Here is a 25,873-nt window from a genome sequence, read left to right as displayed (position 1 = left end):
AGGATTTGAGCCGGGCATCCTTCAACGCAATTGGGACAACCCGAACTTTCGCGGCAGACAAACAACCTGTAGGAGCAGTCGGAGGTTACGACGGTCTGGGCCGCATCCGGACGAATGCGGTGTGTCAGGCAGCCCATCTCTGTCCAATCCACCGCATTCGCCACAGTCGCACAGCTCCTGAAGCTCCCACAGGGATCTGTGATGGCTCGGCTACTGCTGCACCCCAAACATCGCCGTCCAGTAAATCCCGGCATCGCTCTTCGGGTCCACGGCGTACGATGCGCCCAGTTCGCGGAACGTGGGGTTCATCAGGTTGGCGCAGTGCCCGGGGCTCGCGAGCCAGCCTTCGACAACCTTGCGCGCGCTGTCCTGGCCGGCGGCAATGTTCTCGCCGATGGCCTGGCCGATGTAACCGGCCAGCTCCGCGCGGTCCCCCGGCGTTCCGCCATTGCGGCCCTTGTGGTCGAAATAATTGTTGTTGGCCATGGAGCGCGTGTGACCTTCGGCGGCGGTGGCCAGGTTGTCGTTCCAGGTCAGCGGCGAAGCCGGCGCATACGGTTGGCCGCCACACTGATGGGGCACGCTGCGGGCGGCATTGATCAGCCCGAGCATCTTCTGGCCCTCGGCCTGAGAGTTGCCCAGGCCACCGGCCAGCAGCGGACGCGCCAGTACGATGCGCCAGTCACGGTCGGCGCGACTCACGCCTACGTCGATGAACTGCGGATTGAGCACCACTTGGCAAAAGCTTTCCTGAATGGCCTTCATCGCCGACTGCGCATCCCGCGGACCGGACAGGCTGATGGCCTGCACCGAGACCATCGGGTAGGACGCCCGGGCCAGCATCGGTTGCAGGTCCACGGCACCACTGGCGGGCAGGTTCAGGCGAGGGTCGGTGTTGAGCGGCGGGAGTTCCTGGGACACCACGTTGGCGCAAGGCTGTGCCTCGCTGCGGTAGGTATTAATCGACTGGATCAACTGCGTTTCTTCGCTGGCCAGCGCCGTCCCGGTCGCCATCAGCAACCACGACATCGTGGCCAGGCGAGTGAATGATGTGAAGCGCATGAAGATCTCCCTTGAACTGACTGCGGCCATGATGCGCGATTTTGCCTGGATCGAAATAGTCTGAGCCGAAGAATCGCTGGAGGTTGCAGTGCGATCGCAGCTTTTTGCAATGACTGTCCGGAAAAAACAGGCTGACGAGGCGGGCCGGTGAATAACCGGGCACTACTCTATAAGCCGCTTGCACGACGCCCACATCAACGCTGGATCGTTCGCTCATTGCACCCTTTAATAAGAATCGTTACTATCCGCGCCTTCCTGTCTATTACCCCGTTCCCACCCCATGTCGCTCAAGCTGCCACGAAGCAAAGGCTTTCTTGACCATTACGAAGAGCTCGTGGGCACCTGGACCCGTCGTCTGAAAAACCGTCATCAGGCCGAAGACCTGACCCATGATGCGTTCGTGCGGGTGCTGGAGTCGCAGGGGGAGGCGAGTGTCGAGCAGCCGCGGGCCTACTTGCACCAGACCGCGCGCAATATTGCGGTGGACACCTGGCGCCGTGAGGATCGCCGTGTCGAACTCGAATCGGCATCCATCGCCACAGACTCGGCCAGCCACGCAGGGGACCCGGAGGCGTTCATGCATGCCGTCCAACTGGCAGACTCCATCGAGCAGGCCTTGGCTGAGCTTCCGCTCAATTGCCGCAAAGTGTTCGTCTGGCAGAAGCTCGAAGGGCTGACGCAGCTGGAGATTGCCGAGCGTCTCGGGTTGAGCAAGAACATGGTGGAAAAGTATATGATTCGCACGCTTCGTCATTTGCGCGACCGACTGGATGCCTCGGCGCCATGACGCATCGTCACCGGGAACTGGCCCGCCCTTCATCTGTTCAGGAATTTTCATGACGACGGACCGTGAATGCCCCTGCGGCGCCGAGGCCGTACGCGATCAGGCGGCCTTGTGGTTCGCCCGCTCGCGCGATGGCGACCTGTCTGCGTTGGCGCGCGCAAGCTTTGAAGCTTGGCTTGCCGAACATGACCAGCATGCCCACGAATTTCGCCTGTTGCAAAACCTCTGGGGCGCCGCCGACCTGTTGCCCAAGGCACGCCTCGAAGCGCTGTGCCAGCCGGATGCGCCGACGCCATTGCGCGCAGCCCCTTCGATCAAACGTCGCACCTTCGCGCGCTATGCCGTGGCCGCAAGCCTGGTGGCGATGGTCGTCGGCAGCGGGTTGTATTTCGGTCTGGACCGCGAACCCGACTACAGCGCCGAATTCGCCACCGTGCTGGGCGAGCGGCGTCAGGTTGCATTACCGGATGGCTCGGTGCTGGACCTCAATGGCCGCACGCGCCTGAAGGTGCATTTCTTCAGCGCCACCCGCCAGGTCGAACTGACCGAGGGCGAGGCGATGTTCAGCGTCGAGCACGACAGCTCAAGGCCGTTCGTGGTGCAGACCGGCAACGGTTCGGTGACCGTCACCGGTACCCGTTTCGATGTACGCCGCGACCCCACGCGCACTTTAGTGGCGGTGGAGTCCGGCACGGTCAATGTCAAGGGCCAGGCGGACGAGCAGGGCAACAGGGTCACGCTGACGGCGGGGCTGGGGTCGAGCATCGACGTCAGCGGCAAAGTCACCCCGGCCTTGGCGGTCAATACCGCGGCGATCACGGCGTGGCGCGGTGGCAAACTGGTGTTTAACGACGCCTCCTTGCGTGATGTGGCGCTGGAAGTGTCCCGTTATCGCGAAAAACCGCTGCGGGTCGCCGAAGGAAAAACCGCCAATCTGCGCCTGACCAGCGTGTTCAAATCCGACGACACGGACGCTCTGCTTCGGGCCTTGCCGAGCATCCTGCCGGTGGCGGTGCGCACGCTGGCCGACGGCAGCCAGGAAATATTTTCAAAATAGATTCAGGTTTTTTTTCCGTCCTTCGTCTTCTTGTCCAACTGCGATTGCTTAGCATTCAAAACAACGCAGATGAGCTCCACACTCTGGAACCTTCAGGACAAGACCCGACGTGAAAAACAATAGACACAACGCGCTGCAACTGGCTGTCAGTCGTTCCCTGCCTGCGCCCCAGGCTTCCCGCTGGTTGCCCTGGGCGCTGGCCATCGCCGTCAGTGCCGGTGCCAGTCACAGCTACGCCGAGGGCGCGCCGACCGCCATCCACATTCAGGCTCAGGCTCTGGGCGCCGCGTTGAGTCAACTGGGTCAGCAGACCTCCCTGCAATTGTTCTTCAGCCCCGATCTGGTCGCCGGCAAACAGGCCCCGGCAGTGGACGGCAACCTGTCGCCCGAGCAGGCGCTGCGTTCGCTGCTCAAGGGCAGCGGCCTGGATTATGAAATGTCCGCCGACACCGTGGTGCTCAAGCCTGCGGGCGATAGCGCGTCAGCGACCCCCGGCAGCATGGAAATCGCGCCGATGGAAGTGAAAGTGGTCGGCGACTGGCTCGGTGATGCCGATCAGGCCGTGGTGCAGAACCACCCCGGCGCACGGACCGTGGTGCGGCGTCAGGCCATGGTCGAGCAGGGCGCGCAGAACGTCGGCGATGTGCTGCGGCGTATTCCGGGCGTGCAGGTGCAGGAGTCCAACGGCACTGGCGGCAGCGACATTTCGCTTAACGTCGGCGTGCGCGGCCTGACCTCGCGCCTGTCGCCACGCTCCACCGTGCTGATCGATGGCGTGCCTGCGGCCTTCGCTCCGTATGGCCAGCCGCAACTGTCGATGGCGCCGATCTCCTCGGGCAACCTGGACAGCATCGACGTCGTGCGCGGCGCCGGCTCCGTGCGCTACGGGCCGCAGAACGTCGGCGGTGTGATCAACTTCGTGACCCGCGCGATCCCGGAAAAACTCAGCGGCGACCTCAGCAGCACCCTCGAAACCAGCCGTCATGGCGGCTACAAAAACCTGGAGACGATGTTCATTGGCGGCACTGCAGATAACGGTCTGGGCGCGGCGCTGCTTTACTCCACCGTCAATGGCAGCGGTTACCGCGCAAGCAATAACGACAACGACATCGACGACGTGCTGCTCAAGACCCACTGGGCGCTGACCGACGAAGACGATCTGTCGGTGAACTTCCATTACTACGACGCCACCGCCGACATGCCCGGCGGCCTGACCCAGAAGCAATTCGACGCCAACCCGTACCAGTCCGACCGCGACTACGACAACTTCACCGGCCGCCGCAAGGACGTGTCGATCAAGTACAAGCGCCAGATCGACGAGTCGACCCAGGCCGAAGTGCTGACCTACTACACCGACAGTTTCCGGGGCAGCAACATCGCCGCCCGGGATCAGAAAACCCTCGGCTCGTTCCCGCGCAGCTACCACACCTTTGGCATCGAGCCGCGGGTGTCCCACGTGCTGGACCTGGGGCCGACCACTCAGGAAGTCAGCGTCGGCGCGCGTTACCTCAAAGAAGCCATGCATGAGCAGGCCTCGCGTCTGGGCCTGGTCAACAACACGCCAGTGGTCATTCCAGGCTCCGACGGCCATGTGTATCAGGACCGCACGGGCGGCACCGAGGCCACGGCGTTCTATATCGACGACAAGATCGACGTGGGCAAGTGGACTATCACCCCGGGCATTCGCTTCGAGCGCATCAGCACCGACTGGCACGAGCGCCCGGTGCTCGGCACCAACGGCGTACGGGTGCAGGAGAAGGACCGCAGCGTCAACAACAACGAGCCGCTGCCGGCGCTGAGTGTGATGTATCACCTGTCGGATGAGTGGAAACTGTTCGCCAACTACGAGACTTCGTTTGGCAGCCTGCAGTACTTCCAGGTGGCTCAGGGCGGGATCGGCAATGACACCGCCAACGGCCTGCAACCGGAAAAGGCCAAGACCTATGAGCTGGGTACGCGCTATGACAATGGCACCTGGGGCGGCGAGCTGACAGCGTTCTTCATCGACTTCGATGACGAGCTGCAATACATCAGCAACGACGTCGGCTGGACCAACCTCGGCGCGACCAAGCACCAAGGCATCGAGGCCTCGGCGCATTACGACCTCAGCGCTGTGGATGCACGCCTGGCCGGCCTGACCGCCAACGCCGGTTTCACCTACACCCGCGCCACCTATGAAGGCGACATCCCAGGCTTCAAAGGTCGCGACCTGCCGTTCTACTCACGCCAGGTGGCCACCGTCGGCCTGCGTTATGAAGTCGATCGCTGGACCTACAACATCGACGGCTTTGCTCAGTCCAGACAACGCGCGCCAGGCACCGGCACCAATGCCGACGGCAGTTTCAACGGCAACTACATCACCGAGCCTTCGGCTGACGGCCAGTACGGCAACATTCCCGGCTACGTCACCTGGAACTTGCGCGGCGCCTATGACTTCGGCAAGCAGCTTTCCAACCTGAAGCTTGGCGCCGGGGTGAAGAACGTCTTCGATCACCAGTATTTCACCCGATCGAGCGACAACAACTCGGGGATTTACCTGGGGCAGCCAAGGACGTTCTTTGTGCAGGCCAGCGTCGGGTTTTGAGGGTGAAGTCGGCACGCATGACCTGAAGAAGAGCGCCTTTGCTGTGGGAGCGAGTTCATTCGCGATGCGGTGCTACAGCCAACGAAAGGGTTGGCATGTGCCGGCCTCTCGCGAATGAGTTCGCTCCCATAGAGAGACCGGGTCAGGGCAGCAGCAAGCCGTGTTCCATTGCGTACTTCACCAGCCCCGCGGGCTTGTCGACCTTGAGCTTGCGGCGAATGCTCAGGCGGTGGGTTTCCACGGTGCGCACGCTGATGGCCAGGTCCCGGGCGATGGTCTTGTTGTCCAGCCCCTTGGCCAGCCCCACCAGCACCTGAACCTCGCGAGGGGTGAGCTCGTTTTCGTCGGTCTTCTTGGACACCAGCCTGAGGGTGACTTCGGCGCTGTAGAAGGTGCCGCCGGTGGCGATGGCCTCGATGGCTGCGACGATCTCTCGCGACGGCGCGTTCTTCAGCACGTAGCCGCTGGCGCCGGCGCGGATCGAGGTGGCGACGTATTCCTGGTTGTCGTACATGCTCAGGATCAGAATCTTGATCGCCGGGCAGCGCTGGCGGATCAACGGGGTCAGCTCCAGACCGTTCATGTCCTGCAGGCCGATGTCCACCAGCAGGATGTCCGGCTTGAGCTCTTCGCACATCGTCAGCGCCTGCGCGGCGTTCTCGGCTTCGCCCACTACCTCGAACAGCGGCCGGGTCGAAAGCAGGGCGCGCACGCCGTCGCGAACCAGGGAATGGTCGTCGACCAGGGCGATACGGATGGTCGGGCTGGCACTCATGATCGGGGGCGGGTTCCTGTCTGGGTGGGATCAATCATGCGGCGACACTGACCGGCATGATCACGCTCAGCTCGCTGTGTCCCGGCGCGGAATACAGGTTGAGCTGGCCATGGAAGTGCTCGACGCGTTCGCGAATATTACGCAAGCCGATGCCGCCCTGTATCTCCTGCAAGTGCGCGACATCGACGCGAAAGCCGACGCCGTCGTCGCGCACGGTCATTTGCACCTGCTTCTTCGTGCCTTGCAGGTCGATGTAGACGTTCTGCGCATGGGCGTGGCGCTCGATGTTGGTCAGCGCTTCCTGGAGAATGCGGAACAACGCCACCGGCGCGCCTTCGGCCAGTTTCAGGTTGCCCAGGTTGTGGGTGTAATGCAGGGTCAGGCCGGTCTGTTGTTCGAATTCGGCGACCAGTTGCGTGACCGCAGCAGCCAGGCCCAGGGTGTCGAGCAGGGAAGGGCGCAGGTCGTGGGAAATGGTGCGGATCTCGCCAATCGCATCGCCCAGGCGTTCCGTGCCCTGACGCAGGGTATCGAGCCCTTTTTGGTCGTTGCCCTCCAGTTGCAGGCCGGCCAGCTCGAACTGGAACTTGATCGACACCAGCACCTGACTGATGCCGTCGTGCAGCTCGCGGGACAGCCTTGAGCGCTCTTCTTCCTGCAGGTTCATGATGCGCTGGTTGAGCATCTGCAGTTTGCGGTCGGCTAGGCGGTGCTCGCTGGCGTTGAGGGTCAGGCCGCAGACGAACACCAGCAAAACGGCGATCAGGGCGACGGCGCCGATGTCGAGCATGGTCGCATAAATGCCGCGGGCGACTTCCTGACGCGCTTGTTGCGTGGCGCGCTCGACGTCTTCCAGATAAATGCCGGTGCCGAGCATCCAGCCCCAGCGCTTGAGCATGACCACATGAGCCAGTTTGTCGGTGACCTGGCCGGTGGAGGGTTTTTCCCAGGCGTAATGCTGAAAACCATCGCCCGACTCTGCGCTTTGCAGCAAGGCGCGGATCACCAACAGGCCCTTCGGGTCGGTCATGTTCCACAGATCCTTGCCCACCAGCGCCGCCTGACGCGGGTGCATCAGGTTGCGGCCGTTCTGGTCGTAGACGAAGAAATAGCCGTCGATGCCGAAGCTCAGCTTGGCCAGTTCTTCGAGCACTTGTTGTTTGGTCTGCTCGTCATCGCGCCCGCTGTCGTAAATCGGGGCGAGGGCGCTCATGGCCATTTCGACGTAGTTTTTAAGTTCGGCGCGCTTGCTGGCCAGGATGCTGTCTTCGATCAACTGCGCCTGCTGCTCGCCCAGACGCTGGTTCTGCACGATGACCAGCGCGCAAATCACCGAGACCGCGAGGATCAACGGCAGAATGCCCAGAGCGACGATCTTGTGTTTGAGCTGCATGGCGTGGGATGTCCGGCGGGAGCGGGTTTGTCATGGGCGGTATTAGACACGCAATGACTCACGCTGGACACCTGTGGGAGTGAGCTTGCTCACGAAATCCCTTGTTTCATCCTTTGAAAATCTTCTGACTGTACCGGCCTCTTCGTGAGCAAGCTCACTCCCACAGGGATCAGCAGTCGCCGAATGCATCTGCGTAGAACTACGCAGGTGCGACCGTAGTAATACGAATTTCTCTTGCTGACAACAGCGCGGATAGTGGCGACGCTCCGTTATCCCGGACCGAACAATAACAATTACGCCGCAGCCATGAGCTCTGGCAGGAGACCCACAAATGACCCGACTGACCAAACATCTGGGTTGGTTCGCCGTCGCGGCCCTCGGGGCATGCGCCCTGGGTGTCGTCGCGCTGCGCCGCGGTGAAGCCATCAACGCACTCTGGATCGTCGTCGCTGCCGTCGCCATCTACCTGGTTGCGTACCGCTACTACAGCCTGTTCATCGCCAATCACGTCATGCAACTCGATCCGACCCGGGCCACGCCTGCGGTGATCAACAATGACGGCCTGGACTACGTCCCCACCAACAAACACATCCTCTTCGGTCACCACTTTGCCGCCATTGCCGGCGCAGGCCCGCTGGTCGGCCCTGTGCTCGCCGCGCAAATGGGTTACCTGCCCGGCACCCTCTGGCTGATCGCCGGTGTGGTTCTGGCCGGTGCCGTTCAGGACTTCATGATCCTGTTCCTGTCGACCCGCCGTAACGGCCGTTCGCTGGGCGACATGGTCCGTGAGGAAATGGGCCGCGTACCGGGCACCATCGCCTTGTTCGGCTGCTTTTTGATCATGATCATCATCCTCGCGGTCCTGGCGCTGATCGTGGTCAAAGCCCTGGCCGAAAGCCCATGGGGCATGTTCACCGTGCTAGCGACCATTCCGATCGCGATGTTCATGGGCGTGTACATGCGCTACATCCGTCCGGGCCGCATTGGCGAGATCTCCATCATCGGCGTGGTGCTGTTGCTGCTGTCGATCTGGGCCGGTGGTCAAGTGGCTGCCAGCCCTGAGTGGGCCCATGTTTTCACCTTCACTGGCGTGCAGATCACCTGGATGCTGGTGGGCTACGGTTTCGTCGCGGCCATGCTGCCGGTCTGGCTGCTGCTGGCGCCGCGTGACTACCTGTCGACCTTCCTGAAGATCGGCACCATCGTCGCCCTGGCGATTGGCATTCTGATTCTGGCGCCTGAGCTGAAAATGCCGGCCCTGACCCAGTTCACCGACGGCACGGGCCCTGTCTGGAAGGGCGCGCTGTTCCCGTTCCTGTTCATCACCATTGCCTGTGGCGCTGTATCGGGCTTCCACTCGCTGATCGCTTCGGGCACCACGCCAAAACTGCTGGATAACGAGAAGAACGCGCGTTACATCGGTTACGGCGGCATGCTGATGGAATCCTTCGTGGCGATCATGGCCATGGTCGCAGCTTCGGTCATTGACCCGGGCGTGTACTTCGCTATGAACAGCCCGGCAGCTGTGGTCGGCGGCGATGTCGTGGCCGTGGCCCAGACCATCACCAGCTGGGGTTTCACCATCAGCCCTGACACCCTGGTCGCCACCGCCAAAGACATCGGCGAGAACACCATTCTGGCCCGTGCCGGTGGTGCGCCGACCCTGGCCGTGGGTATTGCGCAGATCCTGCACCAGGTGCTGCCAGGCCAGAACACCATGGCGTTCTGGTACCACTTCGCGATCCTGTTCGAAGCGCTGTTCATCCTGACGGCCGTTGACGCCGGTACTCGCGCCGGTCGCTTCATGCTGCAGGACCTGCTCGGCAGCTTCGTGCCCGCCCTGAAACGCACCGAGTCCTGGACCGCCAACGCCATCGGCACCGGTGGTTGCGTGGCGCTGTGGGGTTACCTGCTGTACCAGGGCGTGATCGACCCACTGGGTGGCATCAACACCCTGTGGCCACTGTTCGGCATCTCTAACCAGATGCTGGCGGGTATCGCGCTGATGCTGGCGACGGTCGTGCTGATCAAAATGAAACGTCAGCAGTACGCCTGGGTGACGATTCTGCCAGCCTCTTGGCTACTGATCTGCACCGTGACGGCGGGCTTCATCAAGCTGTTCGACCCAAGCCCTGCGGTGGGCTTCCTGGCCCTGGCCAAGAAATACAGCGCAGCCGCTGAAGCCGGTCAGATCATCGCCCCGGCGAAGACCGCCGATCAGATGCAGCACGTGATCTTCAACGCGTACACCAACGCAGCGCTGACCACACTGTTCCTGTTCGTGGTGCTGAGCATTCTGTTCTATGCGGTGAAAGTGGGCCGTGCGGCATGGGTCAAGACGGAGCGCAGCGACAAGGAAGCGCCGTTCCAGGCGATGCCGGAAGCGCGCTGATGTTCAATGACCTGAGTCGCCTCGGCAAATACCTCGGGCAGGCCGCCCGCCTGATGGTGGGCATGCCTGACTACGACACCTATGTCGAGCACATGCAAAAGACTCACCCCGAGCAGCCGGTGATGTCCTATGAGGTGTTCTTCCGCGAACGCCAGGACGCGCGCTACGGGGGCAAGGCGGGGCCGAAATGCTGCTGACTCGCTGAGTAGCCCTTGAAAAAAAGCCCCTGATCTCGGTGAGGTCAGGGGCTTTTTTTTGAGGGGGCTCAGACGCTTCGGTTCTTCGCCTCGATCCATTGCGACATGTACTGCGTGCTCTTGTGCTGATGATGACGCAGCATGGCACCGGTGAAGTTGGCCGTGCGATGGGCCGTCAGATCGTCACGCACCTGCTCGATGCGATCGATCAGCGTCTTGCAGTGCGGTTCGAAGCGAAACCGCGCGTGCAACACCTGCCAGCCAGCCTGCTGCGCCTGTTGCCAGCGCGCCTGATCGCTGTACAGGCGCACGGCTTCGTCGGCCAGCGTCTGGGCGTCCTGGGCAATGGCGCCGGGGACTGCCAGCTCGCCGAACATGGCTTCGGCGCCGATGGGGGTGGTCACCGTGGGCGTGCCGCATATCATCGCGTCGATTACCTTGCCCTTGATGCCCGCGCCAAAGCGGATCGGCGCCAGCGACACCCGCGCTGCGGACATCACTTCAAGTGCATCTTCGGCCCAGTTCATGATGTGGAAACCCTGCGCCGGGTTGTGCAGCGCCGCGGCCTTGGGCGGGGTATAGGCCCCGTAGATGTGCACCTGCGCGCTCGGCAGTTGCTGGCGAATCAACGGCCAGATGGCGTTTTTCAGCCACAGCACCGCATCCCAGTTCGGCGCGTGGCGGAAGTTGCCGATGGTCAGGAAATGCGCACGCGCTGCGAAGCCCGGGGCTTGATCAGGAACGTCGCGAACCAGCAGCGGCGCCCAGTGCAGGATCGAGGCAGGCAGGCCGAACTGCTCCGTCAGCAGCTCGATCTCCATGTCCGAAACCATCAGGCTCAGGTCGCTGCGGTAGATCGCGGCGATCTCGCGCTGGGCGATGTCGGTAGTCGCCATGTGCGAGAAGAGTTCATCCCGGCTCATGTCGAAATAGCCGTTCAACTCGCCGTCGGGCTGGCCCTTGAGCAGGTCCTTGACCCGTTGGTGTCGGGTGTGACGCATGCTTTGCAGGTCGGAAGTTTCCAGCACGCGCACGGCGTTGGGCGCGTGTTTCTCAACCCGCCAGCCGAACTGCTCTTCCATCAGGTACTGATCGAACAGCACGACATCAGGCTGCAGGTCCGCCACGAAGGTGTCGAAACGGCTGCTGTTCAGCTCGATGGCCACCTCGGTGATGCCCATGGCCGTAAGGTCAGCCTTGTGCTCGCCTTCACTGGCGGCACTGGCGAACGTGATCTGCCAACCCTGGGCAAGAAAGCAGTCGATCAGTTGCATGACGTGGCCGCTGGCAGCCGAGGAGCGCGGCTCCGGCCACACATAGCCGATGATCAGGACGTGGGTGTGGCGCGGGGCCGCTGGGGAATGTTCAGTTGCCAAGGATGCTCTTCACTTTGTCGCGCAGTTGATCGATGGAGAACGGTTTGCCGATCAGGTGCATGCCCGTCGGCACCTCGATGTTCTCGGCGTAGCCGCTGGCGAACAGGATCGGCAGGCTCGGTCGCAGGATCGCGACTTTTTTCGCCAACTGCGTGCCGTCCATATCCGGCAAACCCTTGTCAGTCATCATCAAGTCGATGGTTTGGTCTTCCTGCTGCACAAACGCCAGCGCCTCGCCGCCGTCTGCCGCTTCGAGCACCTGGTACTCAAGCTCTTCGAGTACATCGACGATCAGCATGCGGACGATGCTGTCATCTTCAACCACCAGAATCGTGCTGGTTGGGTCGGACATGAAAAATTCCTTCAAATGGCGTGAACCGGACCGGGCGGATTCAGCCCGATCTGCTAAACAACTAAACCAGCGATTGTGACAACTTCCAGACGCCAAAAACACAATTCATTTGAGTTTGATGGCTTTAGGGAATCACTCAATCGTATAGTACGCGCAGTTTTGCCCTTTAACTAAAGTCTGAAAAATCAGTCTTGTGTGTCAAAAGCGGGAGTTTTTTGCCAAAAATTGCGGCAGACTCCGTCGTTTAGCCGAATTTGCCCTGGACCCTTGCGATGATCCAAACCTCTGCAGTCGATGAGCAACGTTTCCGCAAACTGTTGAGCCGTAACGTCAGCCTACCCTTGGCGGTCGGGGTCCTCAGCGCCGCCTTCTTCGTCATTCTCATCAGCTATCTGCTGTCGGCGATCCAGTGGGTCGAGCACACCGACCGGGTGATCAACAACATCAACCGCTCGCTGAAACTCACCGTGGACATGGAAACCGGCATGCGCGGCTTCCTGTTGACGGGGGACGAGCGCTTCCTGGACCCCTACGAGGTGGCCAAACCGAGCATCATCGCCGAGCTCAAGGGGCTTGAGGACCTCGTAGCGGATAACCCGGAGCAGGTTGACCGCTTCAAGCGTCTGGCCGCGATGCAGGATTCCTGGAATCAGTTCGCCCAGGAGATGATCACGCTGCGTCGCAACAATGGTGACTACGCAACGCCGATCCAGAACCGTCGGGGCAAGCGCCTGACCGACGAGATTCGCGATCAGTATGATCAGGCAGCGAACATCGAACATCAGCTGCGCCTGACCCGCAGCACCGACGTCACTCACACCACCGTTGTCTCGGTTTCGCTGTACATCGCCTTCATTCTGATTGTCAGCGGCATCCTGGCCTGGGTGGGACGTCGCGACATGACCGCGTTGTCCGACACCTACGCCGCCAACCTCAAGGCCCAGCAGGAAGATGCCGAGCGCCTGGCCCATGTCGCTTGGCTGCGCAACGGTCAGAGCGAACTGGCCGAGCAGGTCATCGGGCAACTGACCTTGAACCTGCTGGGGCGCAACGTGCTGCAGTTCTTCGCTCAGTATTTGGGCGCGCCGGTTGCCGCCGCGTATGTGCGTCAGGAGCACGGCGGTCTGGTGCGCGTGGCTTCCTACGGGTTCTCCCGTCAGCAGGAGTTGCAGGATCAGTCGATCTTCGCCGGCGAAGGCGTGGTGGGCAAAGCCGCCGAGCAGGCCAGAATCATCACCCTGGACGACGTGCCCCAGGATTACTTCAAAGTCACCTCGGGGCTGGGAGACGGCTCGCCGCGTAACGTGGTGGTGGTGCCGACCACCAACGACGATCAGGTCAACGGCGTGATCGAACTGGGCTTTTTGCGTGAACTGACCACGCGTGACATCGAGTTCCTCGAACTGGTGGCCGATAATGTCGGCACTTCCATCGAAGCGGCACGCTATCGTCAGCGCCTGCAGGAAGTGCTGGCCGAGACCCAGCAACTCAATGAAGAGTTGCAAGTGCAACAGGAAGAGCTGCGCACCGCCAACGAGGAACTGGAAGAGCAGTCCCGGATTCTCAAGGAATCCCAGGCACACCTGGAGACCCAGCAAGCCGAGCTTGAGCAAACCAACGAGCAGTTGGCCGAGCAAGGCAAAGCGCTGGCAGAGCAGCGCGATGCGCTGGACCGCAACAACGAAGAACTGAGCGTGGCGCAAGTCGAACTGGAGGCACGCGCGGACGAGCTGCAGCGGTCGAGCAAGTACAAGTCCGAATTCCTCGCGAACATGTCGCACGAGCTGCGCACGCCGCTGAACAGTTCGTTGATCCTTGCCAAGCTGCTGGCGGAGAACCCGCAAGAGAACCTCACCGAAGAGCAGGTCAAGTTTGCCGAATCGATTTATTCGGCGGGCAACGACCTGCTGAACCTGATCAACGACATTCTCGACATTTCCAAGGTCGAGGCGGGCAAGCTGGACATGCGTCCGGAAAACGCCAGCGTCAGCCGTCTGGTCGATAGCCTGCGCATGACGTTTGAGCCGCTGGCCGCTGACAAGCAATTGCAGTTCTCGGTGGAAGTGCAGCCAGGCGCGCCGGTTTCGCTTTACACCGATCGTCAACGTCTGGAGCAGATCCTCAAGAACCTGCTGTCCAACGCCGTCAAGTTCACCGAAGCGGGCGCGGTCAGCCTGACCGTGTCGCGTCAGCCGGGCGAGGGCATCGCCTTTACCGTGCGCGACTCCGGTATTGGCATCGCCGAAGACCAGCAGGAAAGCATTTTCGAAGCCTTCCGACAGGCCGACGGGACCACCAACCGCCGCTACGGCGGCACGGGCCTGGGCTTGTCGATTTCCCGTGACCTGGCCAAGCTGCTGGGCGGTTCGATTTCGGTCACCAGCGCGCCTGGACAAGGCAGTATCTTCACCCTGGTGCTGCCTGAGGAGTATGTGGAGCATTCACTGAGCCACGATGTCGAGCCGCCGCCAGCCGCCGTTCAGTCGGCACCCAAGCCGGCGCCGGTTGCCCCGGCTCCGGTCCCTGTGCCGGTCAGCCAACCTATCCCCCAGTTTGCCGATGACCGCGACAAGGCCCCGTTTAACAATCGCTGCATTCTGGTGATCGAGGATGAGGTGCGTTTTGCCCACATTCTTTACGACCTGGCGCACGAGCTCGGATACAACTGCCTTGTCGCGCATGGCGCAGACGAAGGCTTTGATCTGGCGTCGAGCTTCTTGCCGGATGCCATTCTTCTGGACATGCGTCTGCCGGATCATTCCGGTCTAACCGTGTTGCAGCGCCTGAAAGAGATGCCGAGCACCCGGCACATTCCCGTGCATGTGATCTCCGTCGAGGACCGCCAGGAAGCGGCGTTGCAGATGGGCGCCATCGGCTATGCGGTCAAGCCGACTACACGCGAAGAACTCAAGGACGTGTTCGCGCGCCTGGAGGCCAAGCTGACCCAGAAGGTCAAACGCGTGCTGCTGGTCGAGGACGATGCGTTGCAGCGCGACAGCATCGCCCGCCTGATCGGCGACGACGACATCGAGATCACGGCAGTGGGGTTCGCCCAGGACGCACTGGAGTTGCTGCGCGACAATGCTTATGACTGCATGATCATCGACCTGAAACTGCCCGACATGCTAGGCAATGACCTGCTTAAACGCATGTCCACCGACGAAATCTGTGCGTTCCCGCCCGTCATCGTCTACACCGGCCGCAACCTGACTCGAGATGAAGAAGCGGAGCTGCTCAAATACTCGCGCACGATCATCATCAAGGGCGCGCGCTCGCCGGAACGTCTGCTCGACGAAGTCACCCTGTTCCTGCACAAGGTCGAATCGCAACTCTCGACTGAACGGCAGAAGATGCTCAAGACGGCGCGCAGCCGTGACCGCGTGTTCGAGGGGCGCAAGATCCTCGTGGTGGACGACGACGTGCGCAACATCTTCGCCCTCACCAGCGCGCTGGAACACAAGGGCGCCATCGTCGAAGTCGGGCGCAACGGCCTGGAGGCCATCGACAAGCTCAACACCGTCGAGGACATCGATCTGGTGCTGATGGACGTGATGATGCCGGAGATGGACGGTTTCGAAGCCACCGCGCAGATCCGCAAGGACCCCCGCTGGCGCAAGCTGCCGATCATCGCCGTGACCGCCAAGGCCATGAAGGACGATCAGGAACGCTGCCTGCAGGCCGGCTCCAATGACTACCTGGCCAAACCCATCGACCTGGATCGGCTGTTCTCGCTGATTCGCGTGTGGTTACCAAAAATGGAACGTATCTGAATGGATCGGATCAATTGACCACGCCCGCAGAAAGACCAGGTTTTACCGATGGCCCATGAGCGAAACGCCGAGATCGAACTGCGTCTGCTGATCGAGGCGATTTACCTGAAATACAGCTATGACTTTCGCGATTACTCCGGCGCGTCGGTAAAACGACGCGTCGCCCATGCGTTGCGCCAATTCGAGTTGAAGACCATTTCCGCGCTGCAGGAACGGGTGTTGCACGACCCTTCGGCGTTCATGCAGTTGCTGCAATTCCTGACGATTCCGGTCAGCGAGATGTTTCGCGATCCCGCGCATTTTCTGGCGATTCGTCAGGAAGTGGTGCCGATTCTCAAGACCTACCCTTCGCTGAAAATCTGGATCGCCGGTTGCAGCACGGGAGAGGAGGTCTACTCGATGGCGATCATGCTGCGCGAGGAAGGATTGCTGGACCGCACCATTATCTACGCCACCGACATCAACCCCAGCTCGCTGGAAAAGGCCAAGCAAGGCATCTTTTCCATGGAAAGCGTGCGCGCCTACAACGAGAACTACCTCAAGGCCGGTGGCAAGCGGGTGTTTTCCGAGTACTACACGGCAGCCTACGATTACGCGATCTTCGACAAGACCCTGCGCGAGAACGTGACCTTCGCCGACCACAGCCTGGCCACCGACAGCGTATTTTCCGAAACGCACCTGATCTCCTGTCGCAATGTGCTGATCTACTTCAACAAGAAGCTACAGGATCGGGCGTTCGGGCTGTTTCATGAGTCCCTGTGTCATCGCGGTTTTCTGGTGCTGGGCAGCAAGGAAACCCTGGAGTTTTCCGGGTTCAAGGATCAGTTCGAGCCCTTGGTCAAACAAGAGCGGATCTATCGCAAATCATGAGAATGTCTTTTCCCGGCACTGATCCGGGTCTGCCCGCACTGCCCAGGGTCAACGCTATCGTCGTGGGCGCGTCGGCCGGTGGCGTGGAAGCGTTGCTGAAGATTTTCCGGCCGCTGCGCAAGGGCTTCAGGCTGCCGATCATTGCCGTTTTGCACCTGCCCGATGAGCGCCGCAGTCTGCTGGCCGACGTGTTCGCCTCGCATTTGGCGATTCCGGTCAAGGAGGCGGACGACAAGGAATCCATTGTGCCAGGCACGTTGTACTTCGCGGCGCCCGGGTATCACCTGTCCATCGAGGCGGACCGGACGTTGTCGTTCAGCCAGGAAGAGCGGGTTTTTCACTCGCGTCCCAGCGTCGACATCCTCTTCGAATCTGCCGCCGATGCCTACGATTCAAGGCTTGCTGGGGTGCTGTTGACTGGGGCCAACAACGATGGTGCCCAGGGAATGGCACGAATCAAGGAATACGGTGGTCTTACCGTGGTCCAGGACCCGGCCCAGGCGTTGGCACGCACCATGCCCGACGCAGCGCTGGCCCTGCATACACCGGACTTTCTCCTGCCTTTGCCCGACATCGGCTTACTGCTGATCGAGCTGGAACGAATTGCATGCTGAGTGAAATCAAAGCCAAGTTGCTGATCGTTGACGATCTGCCGGAAAACCTGCTGGCCCTCGAAGCGCTGATCAAGCGCGAGGACCGTCAGGTGTACAAGGCGCTGTCCGCCGATGAGGCGTTATCGCTGTTGCTCGAGCATGAGTTCGCCATGGCCATTCTCGACGTGCAGATGCCCGGCATGAACGGCTTCGAGCTGGCCGAGATGATGCGCGGCACCGAAAAGACCAAGAGCATTCCCATCGTTTTCGTCAGCGCCGCCGGGCGTGAACTGAACTACGCCTTCAAGGGCTACGAGAGCGGTGCGGTGGACTTCCTGCACAAGCCGCTGGACATCCATGCGGTCAAGAGCAAGGTCAACGTCTTCGTCGACCTGTATCGCCAACGCAAGGCGATGAAGCAGCAGGTCGAGGAACTGGAACGCAGCCGTCAGGAGCAGGAAGCGCTGCTGCGCGAACTGAAATCGACGCAGAACGAACTGGAACACGCGATCCGCATGCGCGATGACTTCATGTCCATCGTCTCGCACGAAGTGCGCACGCCGCTCAACGGGCTGATCCTGGAAACCCAACTGCGCAAGCTGCACCTGGCCAAGGACAACGCCTCGGCATTCACCCTGGACAAGCTCAAGGCGATGGTCGAGCGCGATGAGCGGCAGATCCAGAGCCTGATCCGCTTGATCGAAGACATGCTCGACGTCTCGCGCATCCGTACCGGCAAGTTGTCGATCCGCACCAGCCCCTTCGATCTGTCGGAGCTGGTGGTCAATCTGGTCGAGAGCTACGCCGCGCAGATCGCCGCCGCCGAAAGCGTGGTGTCGCTGCATGCCAGCACGCCGGTGATCGGTGTCTGGGACGAGTTCCGCATCGAGCAGGTGGTTGCTAACCTGTTGACCAACGCCTTGCGCTACGGCGCCCACAAACCCATCGAGGTGCGGGTGTACAGCCAGGGCAATGAGGCGCGGGTCGAGGTCAAGGATCAGGGCATTGGCATCAGTGCCGAGAACCAGAAACGTATCTTCCAGCAGTTCGAGCGGGTCTCGGCCAGTCACGCGATATCGGGGCTGGGCCTTGGGCTGTTTATTTCCGATCAGATCGTCGCGGCCCATGGCGGCACGATCTCGGTCGAAAGTGAAGAAGGCTGCGGATCGCTGTTCCGCGTCAGCCTCCCGCTTTAAGGGCGTTCTGGCTCCGTAGGCGCGGGCCAGAGCACCGTGTTTACCGTTGTTGACACCGGTGTTGAAGTGGCGACGACCGTCCGGGTAAATATCTGATTTTTCTGCGCAACCTCCAGAGCGGGCCATGGTCGTAATGGCAGCTATTTACAAGATTGAAGGCGTTCCAATGAGCTCTGATGCAGAAAATGTCGTGTTGATCGTCGAAGACGAGCCGCTGATCCTGATGCTGCTGTCCGACTATCTGTCGGGGGAGGGGTATCGCGTCTTGCAGGCCGAGAACGGCGAGCAGGCCTTCGAGATTCTAGCCACCAAGCCGCACCTTGATTTGATGATCACCGACTACCGCCTGCCGGGCGGAATTTCCGGGGTGATGATCGCCGAGCCCGCGGTCAAGCTGCGACCGGAGCTCAAGGTCATTTTCATCAGTGGCTACCCGGCGGAAATCATCGAGACCGGCAGCCCCATCGTCGGCAAGGTGCCGATTCTGTCCAAGCCATTCACCATGGACAGTTTGCAGTCGCAGATTCAAAGTTTGTTGAATTAAGCTTTTGATTCTGGCCGGAGGCCGCAGGAGTCAGCTTGCTGACGATCTGCTGCGAAGCAGCAGTAAGACCTGCGCACGCGGGATGCCTGATTCAACCAAGCGTCCGATTCTGCTGCCGCTTCCCTCCAGATCGCTGGGAAGCAAGCTACGGCCTCCGGCCAGAATCAAGAGCATGTGCGGTCTCTGGCCAGAATCAAAGGCGTGGCGCTTCGATCAACCTTCAATCATCTCCCGCACTTTGGTCGTCAGTTGATCGAACGCGAACGGCTTGGTGATCATCTGCATGCCGTCTTCCAGAAACCCTGCACGGGTGCCGGCATTTTCGGCGTAGCCGGTGATGAACAGCACCTTCAATTCCGGGCGCATCTGTCGACCGATATCGGCCAGCTGGCGCCCGTTCATGCCTGGCAGGCCGACGTCGCTGATCATCAAATCGATGCGCTGGCCTGATTCCAGAATCGGTACCGCGCCCACCGCATCACCTGCTTCCAGATAGCCGTAGCCCAGCTCGCTCAGCACCTGACTGACCAGTGCGCGCACGGCAGGGTCGTCCTCGACGATAAGGATGGTTTCGCCCTCCCGCGCTTCCAGTCCTTGCGCGTCGAGAAGGGTATCGTCGGCTTCCTTGTCACCGCGAAAACGCGGCAGGAACAATTGAACCGTCGTGCCATGACCCACCTGGCTTTCGATGGACACATGGCCGTGAGATTGCTTGGCAAAGCCGTAAATCATCGACAGCCCGAGCCCGGTGCCCTGGCCGATGGGCTTGGTGGTGAAGAACGGGTCGAAGGCGCGACTGATAACGTTCTCAGGCATGCCGGAACCGGTGTCCTTTACGCTGAGCACCACGTAGTCGCCGGGCAGCAGGTTTTCGTAGGCGTCGGTGAAATCCCGGTCGAGCTTGCGGTTGAACGTTTCTATCATCAGCATGCCGCCGTTAGGCATAGCGTCGCGAGCGTTGAGCACCAGGTTGAGCAGGGCGCTTTCCAGCTGGTTGGGGTCGGCCTCGGCGGTCCACAGCTCGGGATCCAGGCACATGTCCAGGGTCACGCTCTCATTGACGCTGCGGTGCAGCAGCTCGCCCATCGAGGTAACCAGCCCGTTCATCTCCACCGGTTTGGAATCCAGCGACTGACGCCGGGAGAACGCCAGCAGGCGATGGGTCAACGCCGCCGCGCGATTGGCCGAGGTGACCCCCAGATCGATCAGTCCGTCGAGGTCGTCCAGGCGGCCCTTGGCGATCCGCCGCTTGAGCAGTTCCAGACTGCCGATGATGCCGGTGAGCATGTTGTTGAAGTCGTGGGCGATGCCGCCGGTAAGCTGCCCGACGGCCTCCATCTTCTGGGACTGGCGCAGCACTTCTTCGTTGTGACGCAGCTGGGAGGTGCGTTCCTCGACCTGCTGCTCAAGGGTTTCGTTGAGGCGACGCAGCTGGGTTTCGGCCAGCTTGCGCTCGGTGATGTCGGTGGTGACCCCGGCCAGCAGACTGACCCGCCCGTTGCGCGCGCGAATGGCCCGGGCGCGCACGTCTACCCAGTGCAGCGACCCGTCGGCCCAGACGTTGCGAAATTCGGTGATGAAATCGCTGCCGGTGTCGAGGCTGAGTTGCAGCGCTGACTGCATGCCTGGCTGGTCGGCGGGAAATACCGCTTCCAGCCACTCGTGATACGTAAAGGGCGCGTGTTCGTCGCGCCCGAAATGCAATTTGGTGATGTCCGAACAATCCAGTTCCAGGTATTCGGCTTCCAGCTGCCAGGACCCCAGTCGTCCGGCCTTGAGCGCATGCTGAAGACGCTGCTCGCTTTCCACCAGATCTTCCATGCGGCTGCGCGCTTCGTATTGTCGTCGGCGCCCGCGCACAGCCGTGGTCACCAGGCTGACCAGGGTCGCCGGATGAAAGGGCCGTTCGAGAAAGGTCACGTTGCCAAGCATCTTGCCCAGACGCGCCGACGGATTCTGCTCCGGGCCGCCATGGTGGGTCAGCAACACGATCGGTAGATCAGACCACGCCGCCTGATTGCTCAACAAGCCCAGTAAAGGGTTGAGATCGACGCCGCGCAAGGCTTCGTCGGCGATGATGGCAAGGCCCGCGCCGGAGACCAGTTCTCGGCACATGCCGGCCAGATCGTGGGTGATGAGCGCCGGGAATCCTGCATCCTGCAGGATTCTCAAGGCGATCTGGCTGTCCCGACCCCGAGGGGCCAGGATGATGGCGCGTTCCGACAGTTGTCCCGGTGTACTCACGTTTCCTCGTCCTGCAGCAGCGGATTGCTCTCGCCATAATAGTGAGGCACGCCGCGCAGCACACCTTGAAACGCTTCCAGTGGTGCGCCGATTTTCAAGCCGGTGCCACTGATACGGTATTCGCGGATCGTCGATTCATGGGTTCCTGTGCGCTTTTTGATAATAGAGATGGCGCGACGGACTTTGCCTAGCGCTTCGAAATAACGCAACAAGATGACCGTGTCGGCGAGATAAGTGATGTCCACCGGTGCGCGCATATCGCCGACCAGACCATGTTGCGCGACGGTCATGAAGGTCGATGCGCCCTGACGGTTGAGGTACAGCAGCAGTTCATGCATATGCAGCACCAGCGCGTTCTCCTCCGGCATGGCGGCCTGATAACCGTTGAGGCTGTCGATGACCACGGTGCGTATGCCTTTCTCGTCGACACTGCGGCGCACCCGGTGGGAGAACTCGCCCGGTGACAGCTCGGCCGCATCCACTTGTTCGATCAACAGATTGCCGGTTCTTTGCAATGCGTCGAGGTCGATGCCGACCTTCTTCATGCGCTCGAACAACAGGCGTAACTCCTCGTCGAAAATGAACAGCCCGACTTTCTCGCCACGGGCTGCGGCAGCTGCAGCGAAGACCAGCGAGATCAGCGATTTGCCGGTGCCTGCGGGGCCCAGGATCAGGGTGCTGGAACCGCTGTCGATGCCGCCGCCCAGCAGAGCGTCGAGTGCGGGAATGTCGCTGCTCAGCTGATTGCTCTGATAGCCATTGCGGTGTTCGGCCGCGACCAAGCGCGGGAACACGTGGATGCCATCGGCCAGAATATTGAAGTCGTGATAACCGCCGCGGTATTTCTGCCCGCGATACTTGACCACCCGCAAGCGTCGGCGCTCGGCGCCATAGGAAGGCGTCAGCTCTTCGAGGCGAATCACCCCGTGAGCGACGCTGTGCACGGTCTTGTCCAGCGACTCGGTGGTGAGGTCGTCGAGCAGGATCACGGTGGTGTCATAGCGCGCAAAATAGTGCTTGATCGCCAGGATCTGCCGACGATAGCGCAGCGAGCTTTGCGCCAGCAGGCGAATCTCCGAGAGGCTGTCGATGACCACTCGCAGAGGCCGCACGCGCTCGACCACCTCGAAGATTTGCTTGGTGGCTTCGCCCAGCTCCAGGTCCGAGGAATACAGGAGGCTTTGTTGATGCTCGGCGTTGAGCAGGTCTTCGGGCGGCGTCAGTTCGAACACTTCGATGTGTTCCCCCAGCTCCCAGCCGTGGGAGCGGGCGCCATCGCGCAGTTCGCGCTCGGTCTCGGACAGGGTGATGTAAAGGCAGCGTTCGCCCGCCGCAGCGCCCGCCAGCAAAAACTGCAGGGCTACGGTGGTCTTGCCGGTTCCGGGTTCTCCTTCAAGAAGAAATACATGACTGCGCGAAAGACCACCCGCGAGGATGTCGTCCAGGCCCACGATGCCGGTTGCCGCTTTTGATGTAGTCAAGAATCGCCCTCTTGCGACCTGAAAAAAGAGTGGGGCGCCGGAATTGAACCGCCTGCCCAGGCAACGCAGAAACCGCATGATTGCGCTTCTGCGCTGCCAAGACTCTGGACCGTTGCCGCTGTCGGCGGTTCAGTTTATTTGCTGGCGCGATGATGTCGAATGTCCCGTTCCGACGGGCTGTGGTCCGGCAAATGGCGCAACCGTGGCCTGCGATTGAAACAGCGCCTTGGTATAGTCCGGCGTCATGGATTTCACCCCACCCAACGTCCTTCAAGGATCATCGCCGTGTCCGACTACAGCGCTTTCAAGGTCGAGCTGACCGACCATATCGCCCACGTGCAAATCAACCGTCCAGAGAAGATCAACGCCATGAATGCGGCGTTCTGGAGCGAGATCATCGACATCTTCCAGTGGATCGAAGACACCGACGAGGTGCGGGTGGTGGTGCTCAGCGGCGCAGGCAAGCATTTCTCCTCGGGCATCGACTTGATGTTGCTGGCCTCGGTGGCCAACGAGCTGGGCAAGGACGTGGGCCGCAATGCACGCCTGCTGCGCCGCAAGATCCTGCAGATGCAGGAATCATTCAGTGTCGTCGATCGTTGCAGCAAGCCGGTGCTGGCGGCCGTGCAGGGCTACTGCATCGGCGGCGCCATCGACCTGATCAGCGCCTGCGACATGCGCTATGCCGCCGATGACGCGCTGTTCTCCATTCGCGAGATCGACATGGGCATGGCCGCCGATGTTGGCACCCTGCAGCGCCTGCCGCGCCTGATCAGCGACGGTATGATGCGCGAAATGGCCTACACCGGGCGCAACGTCCAAGCCGACGAAGCGCTGCGCATCGGCCTGGTCAACCGCACCTTCGCCGATCTTGAGCAGCTGCTTGAAGGCGTGTTCGCCATTGCCAGGGAAATCGCCAGCAAATCCCCGATTGCCATCAGCGGCAGCAAGCGCATGATCGGCTACATGCGCGATCACAGCGTCGATGACGGCCTCGAATACGTTGCCACGTGGAACGCTGCCATGTTGCAATCGGCGGACCTGAAGCTGGCGATGGTCGCCCACATGGGCAAGCAAAAGCCGGTTTTCGATAACTGACCGTGATACTGAACAGGCAAGCGCTTGTCGTCGCTGGTCCCTGAAACCGGGGCGGGGCGGCCCAGGCCGCTCACCAGAGGAGTGCTTTCATGACGCGCCCCAGGCGTTGGACCACCGCCGTGCTCGACCCCCAGACCGCCGGCGGGCTGGCCGTGGTTCACAGTGATCAGGGATTTCTGCTGGACGACAACGGTGCGATGTTTCCCCGCGAATGGCTCATGCGCCAGGAGCTGCCACTGATCAGCGAGCACGGCATTGGCCATTTCGATGGCGAGCCGGTTTACGTGTACGTGCTCAAACACCCCGTGGAACTGGAAGGCACCCGTTGGCAGACCCTTCGCCAGTTCATGCTGGGCGAGGACGCCGATCTGTTTCAGGTGCTCGGTTATGCCGCGCAGATCAGCACCTGGGCGCGCGAGCATCGCTTCTGCGGCAACTGTGGCAAGCCGAATCAGCAGATCCCCGGCGAGCGGGCGATGCATTGCAAGGACTGCGATTTACGCGCGTATCCGCGCATCTCGCCGAGCATGATCGTGCTGATCACCCGGGGTGATGAAGTGCTGCTGGCCCGTTCTCCGCGTTTCGTCACGGGCGTCTACAGCACCTTGGCCGGGTTTGCCGAACCGGGGGAATCCGCCGAAGACTGCGTGCGTCGTGAGGTGATGGAGGAAGTGCAGATCAAGGTCAAGAACATCGAGTACAAGGGCAGCCAATGCTGGCCGTTCCCGCATTCGATGATGCTGGGCTTTCACGCCGAATACGACAGCGGCGAGATCGTCCCGCAAGCCGACGAGATCGAAGATGCGCAGTGGTTCAGCATTCACGACATGCCGCCGTTGCCGGCCAGCCGCTCCATCGCGCGCTATCTGATCGACCTGTATCTGGCCAAGCGTCTGGGGTTAGTGGAACCAGGCTGGCTGTAAACGTAGCGAGCGAAGGTAAGGCAAGGCAAAAACAGGCGGAAAACGGCCGGGGTCGCGACCGACTCTAGGTGTTCTAAATGAGCATTTTTCGCCTGTTTTTAACGCAGCATTACCGAGCGCAGTAGTTTTCAGCCTGCCTGGAACCAGTGTTGCCAGGCCAGGCGGATGGTCAGGCCTAACACAACTGTGATGAAAACAGGGCGGATGAATTTGGCACCGCCCTGGATGGCCGTTCTGGCCCCCAGAAACGCGCCGACCATCAAGGCCGAGCCCATCGCCAGGCCAATGACCCAGTCCACCGTGCCATTGATCGCGAACACCGTCAGCGCGGCCGCGTTGCTGACGAAGTTCATGCTGCGCGCCACGCCGCTGGCCTTCACCAGGTCCACGGGGTACATCAGCAGGGTGCTGACGGTCCAGAAAGCCCCTGTGCCCGGCCCGGCCACGCCATCGTAGAAACCCAAGCCGAACCCTTGAGGCAGCTGCCACTTGGTCTTGATCGGCGCGTCGCTGTCCAGCGGCGCTTTGGGCGTGCCCCCGAACAACAGATATAGGCCACAACCGAAGACGATCACCGGGAGCATCTGGTTCAGCAGTTCGGCGGGCAGGTAATGCGCGACGACAGCGCCAATCAGCGCGCCTGCGAAGGTGCCGATTACGGCGCGTGTCCACTGCTTGGGGTGGAACAGCTTGCGGCGGTAGAAAGTGAAGCTTGCGGTGGCCGAGCCGAAGGTCGAGCTGAGCTTGTTGGTGCCCAATACCAGATGCGGCGGCAGGCCTGCGGTGAGCAGAGCAGGGGTGGTCAACAGACCTCCGCCACCGGCAATGGCATCGATGAAACCGGCAACGAAAGCGACAAGGGCAAGCACCACCAGCGTGGTGGGATCAACAGTGAGTTCGAACGGCATGGACGAGGACTTACTTGGCAGTAAAGGCAGAATGGCTGCCTTGAAGGCCGGCATTCTACCTGTAAGCCGGACGCTGTTGCAGGATGAATCCTTTTTGGTAGCCCCGAATATCGGATCTGAAATGCCGAACCTGTAGGAGCGAATTCATTCGCGAGACGGCTGTACATCCAAAACAGATTTATCGGATGTACCGCCCTCTCGCGAATGAATTCGCTTGTATGTTTAGACTTGATGGGGCGGGCAGGACAGGAAATTCGAATCTGACTCTAGCCAG

The 25,873-nt window shown here is 61.1% G+C and carries 20 protein-coding genes; 12 read left to right on the top strand and 8 right to left on the bottom strand.

What is annotated here, in order from left to right:
- Window positions 1-210: 210 nt before the first annotated feature.
- Window positions 211-1,062 (bottom strand): CAP domain-containing protein, encoded by an 852-nt coding sequence (locus tag AC07V9_RS28430; RefSeq protein ID WP_495018940.1) that lies wholly within the window; start codon window positions 1,060-1,062, stop codon window positions 211-213.
- Window positions 1,063-1,342: 280 nt separating this feature from the next.
- Between AC07V9_RS28430 and AC07V9_RS28425 the strand changes: the two genes are divergently transcribed.
- The 3 genes from AC07V9_RS28425 to AC07V9_RS28415 all read left to right on the top strand — a co-directional run bounded on the left by AC07V9_RS28425 (window position 1,343) and on the right by AC07V9_RS28415 (window position 5,487).
- Window positions 1,343-1,849: a sigma-70 family RNA polymerase sigma factor gene (locus tag AC07V9_RS28425; RefSeq protein WP_495018939.1), complete on the top strand. Its 507-nt coding sequence runs from the start codon at window positions 1,343-1,345 to the stop codon at window positions 1,847-1,849.
- Between the two features lie 49 nt (window positions 1,850-1,898).
- The gene (locus AC07V9_RS28420) at window positions 1,899-2,903 is read left to right on the top strand and encodes a FecR family protein (RefSeq protein WP_495018938.1); all 1,005 of its coding nucleotides are present in this window, start codon (window positions 1,899-1,901) and stop codon (window positions 2,901-2,903) included.
- Between the two features lie 157 nt (window positions 2,904-3,060).
- Window positions 3,061-5,487 carry a TonB-dependent siderophore receptor gene (locus tag AC07V9_RS28415; RefSeq protein ID WP_495018954.1) on the top strand — a complete coding sequence of 809 codons (2,427 nt, stop codon included), beginning with the start codon at window positions 3,061-3,063 and terminating at the stop codon, window positions 5,485-5,487.
- Window positions 5,488-5,629: 142 nt separating this feature from the next.
- On the opposite strand, the gene AC07V9_RS28410 is transcribed toward AC07V9_RS28415, so the two are convergent.
- Window positions 5,630-6,262, bottom strand: coding sequence for a response regulator (locus AC07V9_RS28410; RefSeq protein WP_495018937.1), 633 nt, complete (start codon window positions 6,260-6,262; stop codon window positions 5,630-5,632).
- 34 nt (window positions 6,263-6,296) lie between these two features.
- Window positions 6,297-7,655, bottom strand: coding sequence for a cache domain-containing protein (locus tag AC07V9_RS28405; RefSeq protein ID WP_495018936.1), 1,359 nt, complete (start codon window positions 7,653-7,655; stop codon window positions 6,297-6,299).
- Between the two features lie 331 nt (window positions 7,656-7,986).
- Between AC07V9_RS28405 and AC07V9_RS28400 the strand changes: the two genes are divergently transcribed.
- Window positions 7,987-10,047 (top strand): carbon starvation CstA family protein, encoded by a 2,061-nt coding sequence (locus AC07V9_RS28400; protein WP_495018935.1) that lies wholly within the window; start codon window positions 7,987-7,989, stop codon window positions 10,045-10,047.
- Complete coding sequence (locus tag AC07V9_RS28395; RefSeq protein WP_495018934.1) at window positions 10,047-10,244, top strand: YbdD/YjiX family protein; 198 nt, start codon at window positions 10,047-10,049, stop codon at window positions 10,242-10,244. The genes AC07V9_RS28400 and AC07V9_RS28395 overlap by 1 nt, the downstream gene beginning before the upstream one ends.
- A gap of 68 nt (window positions 10,245-10,312) precedes the next feature.
- Here AC07V9_RS28395 and AC07V9_RS28390 read toward each other — a convergent pair whose 3' ends face one another.
- Window positions 10,313-11,620 (bottom strand): glycosyltransferase, encoded by a 1,308-nt coding sequence (locus AC07V9_RS28390; RefSeq protein ID WP_495018933.1) that lies wholly within the window; start codon window positions 11,618-11,620, stop codon window positions 10,313-10,315.
- A complete protein-coding gene (locus tag AC07V9_RS28385) occupies window positions 11,610-11,972 on the bottom strand; it encodes a response regulator (RefSeq protein ID WP_495018932.1) in 363 nt (120 codons plus the stop codon). Before AC07V9_RS28385 ends, AC07V9_RS28390 begins: the two co-directional genes overlap by 11 nt.
- A 272-nt stretch (window positions 11,973-12,244) precedes the next feature.
- Between AC07V9_RS28385 and AC07V9_RS28380 the strand changes: the two genes are divergently transcribed.
- From AC07V9_RS28380 to AC07V9_RS28360, 5 genes are all read left to right on the top strand, one after another.
- On the top strand, window positions 12,245-15,742 hold the full coding sequence (locus AC07V9_RS28380) for a response regulator (RefSeq protein ID WP_495018931.1): 3,498 nt from the start codon (window positions 12,245-12,247) through the stop codon (window positions 15,740-15,742).
- A 48-nt stretch (window positions 15,743-15,790) separates the two neighbouring features.
- Complete coding sequence (locus AC07V9_RS28375) at window positions 15,791-16,612, top strand: CheR family methyltransferase (RefSeq protein ID WP_495018930.1); 822 nt, start codon at window positions 15,791-15,793, stop codon at window positions 16,610-16,612.
- 2 nt (window positions 16,613-16,614) lie between these two features.
- A complete protein-coding gene (locus AC07V9_RS28370; protein ID WP_495018953.1) occupies window positions 16,615-17,226 on the top strand; it encodes a chemotaxis protein CheB in 612 nt (203 codons plus the stop codon).
- A complete protein-coding gene (locus AC07V9_RS28365) occupies window positions 17,220-18,401 on the top strand; it encodes a hybrid sensor histidine kinase/response regulator (RefSeq protein WP_495018929.1) in 1,182 nt (393 codons plus the stop codon). The genes AC07V9_RS28370 and AC07V9_RS28365 overlap by 7 nt, the downstream gene beginning before the upstream one ends.
- A 166-nt stretch (window positions 18,402-18,567) precedes the next feature.
- The gene (locus tag AC07V9_RS28360; protein ID WP_495018928.1) at window positions 18,568-18,945 is read left to right on the top strand and encodes a response regulator; all 378 of its coding nucleotides are present in this window, start codon (window positions 18,568-18,570) and stop codon (window positions 18,943-18,945) included.
- A 213-nt stretch (window positions 18,946-19,158) separates the two neighbouring features.
- Here AC07V9_RS28360 and AC07V9_RS28355 read toward each other — a convergent pair whose 3' ends face one another.
- Window positions 19,159-21,189 (bottom strand): response regulator, encoded by a 2,031-nt coding sequence (locus AC07V9_RS28355; protein WP_495018927.1) that lies wholly within the window; start codon window positions 21,187-21,189, stop codon window positions 19,159-19,161.
- On the bottom strand, window positions 21,186-22,670 hold the full coding sequence (locus tag AC07V9_RS28350) for an ATPase domain-containing protein (RefSeq protein WP_495018926.1): 1,485 nt from the start codon (window positions 22,668-22,670) through the stop codon (window positions 21,186-21,188). Before AC07V9_RS28350 ends, AC07V9_RS28355 begins: the two co-directional genes overlap by 4 nt.
- Window positions 22,671-22,955: 285 nt before the next feature.
- Between AC07V9_RS28350 and AC07V9_RS28345 the strand changes: the two genes are divergently transcribed.
- Together AC07V9_RS28345 and nudC are read left to right on the top strand one after the other, a co-directional pair.
- Window positions 22,956-23,768, top strand: a complete 813-nt coding sequence (locus AC07V9_RS28345) for a crotonase/enoyl-CoA hydratase family protein (protein WP_495018952.1) — start codon at window positions 22,956-22,958, stop codon at window positions 23,766-23,768.
- 89 nt (window positions 23,769-23,857) lie between these two features.
- A complete protein-coding gene (gene nudC / locus AC07V9_RS28340) occupies window positions 23,858-24,691 on the top strand; it encodes an NAD(+) diphosphatase (protein ID WP_495018925.1) in 834 nt (277 codons plus the stop codon).
- 128 nt (window positions 24,692-24,819) lie between these two features.
- Here the strand turns inward: nudC and AC07V9_RS28335 are convergent, their stop codons facing one another.
- Entirely contained in the window at window positions 24,820-25,599 is a 780-nt protein-coding gene (locus tag AC07V9_RS28335) for a TSUP family transporter (protein WP_495018924.1), read from the bottom strand.
- Window positions 25,600-25,873: the final 274 nt, after the last annotated feature.

The organism is Pseudomonas sp. GW821-FHT02A11 (genome assembly GCF_059421985.1).
The sequence above is the reverse complement of the archived record's forward strand: the minus strand, read 5'-3'. Positions and strand labels throughout refer to the sequence as shown.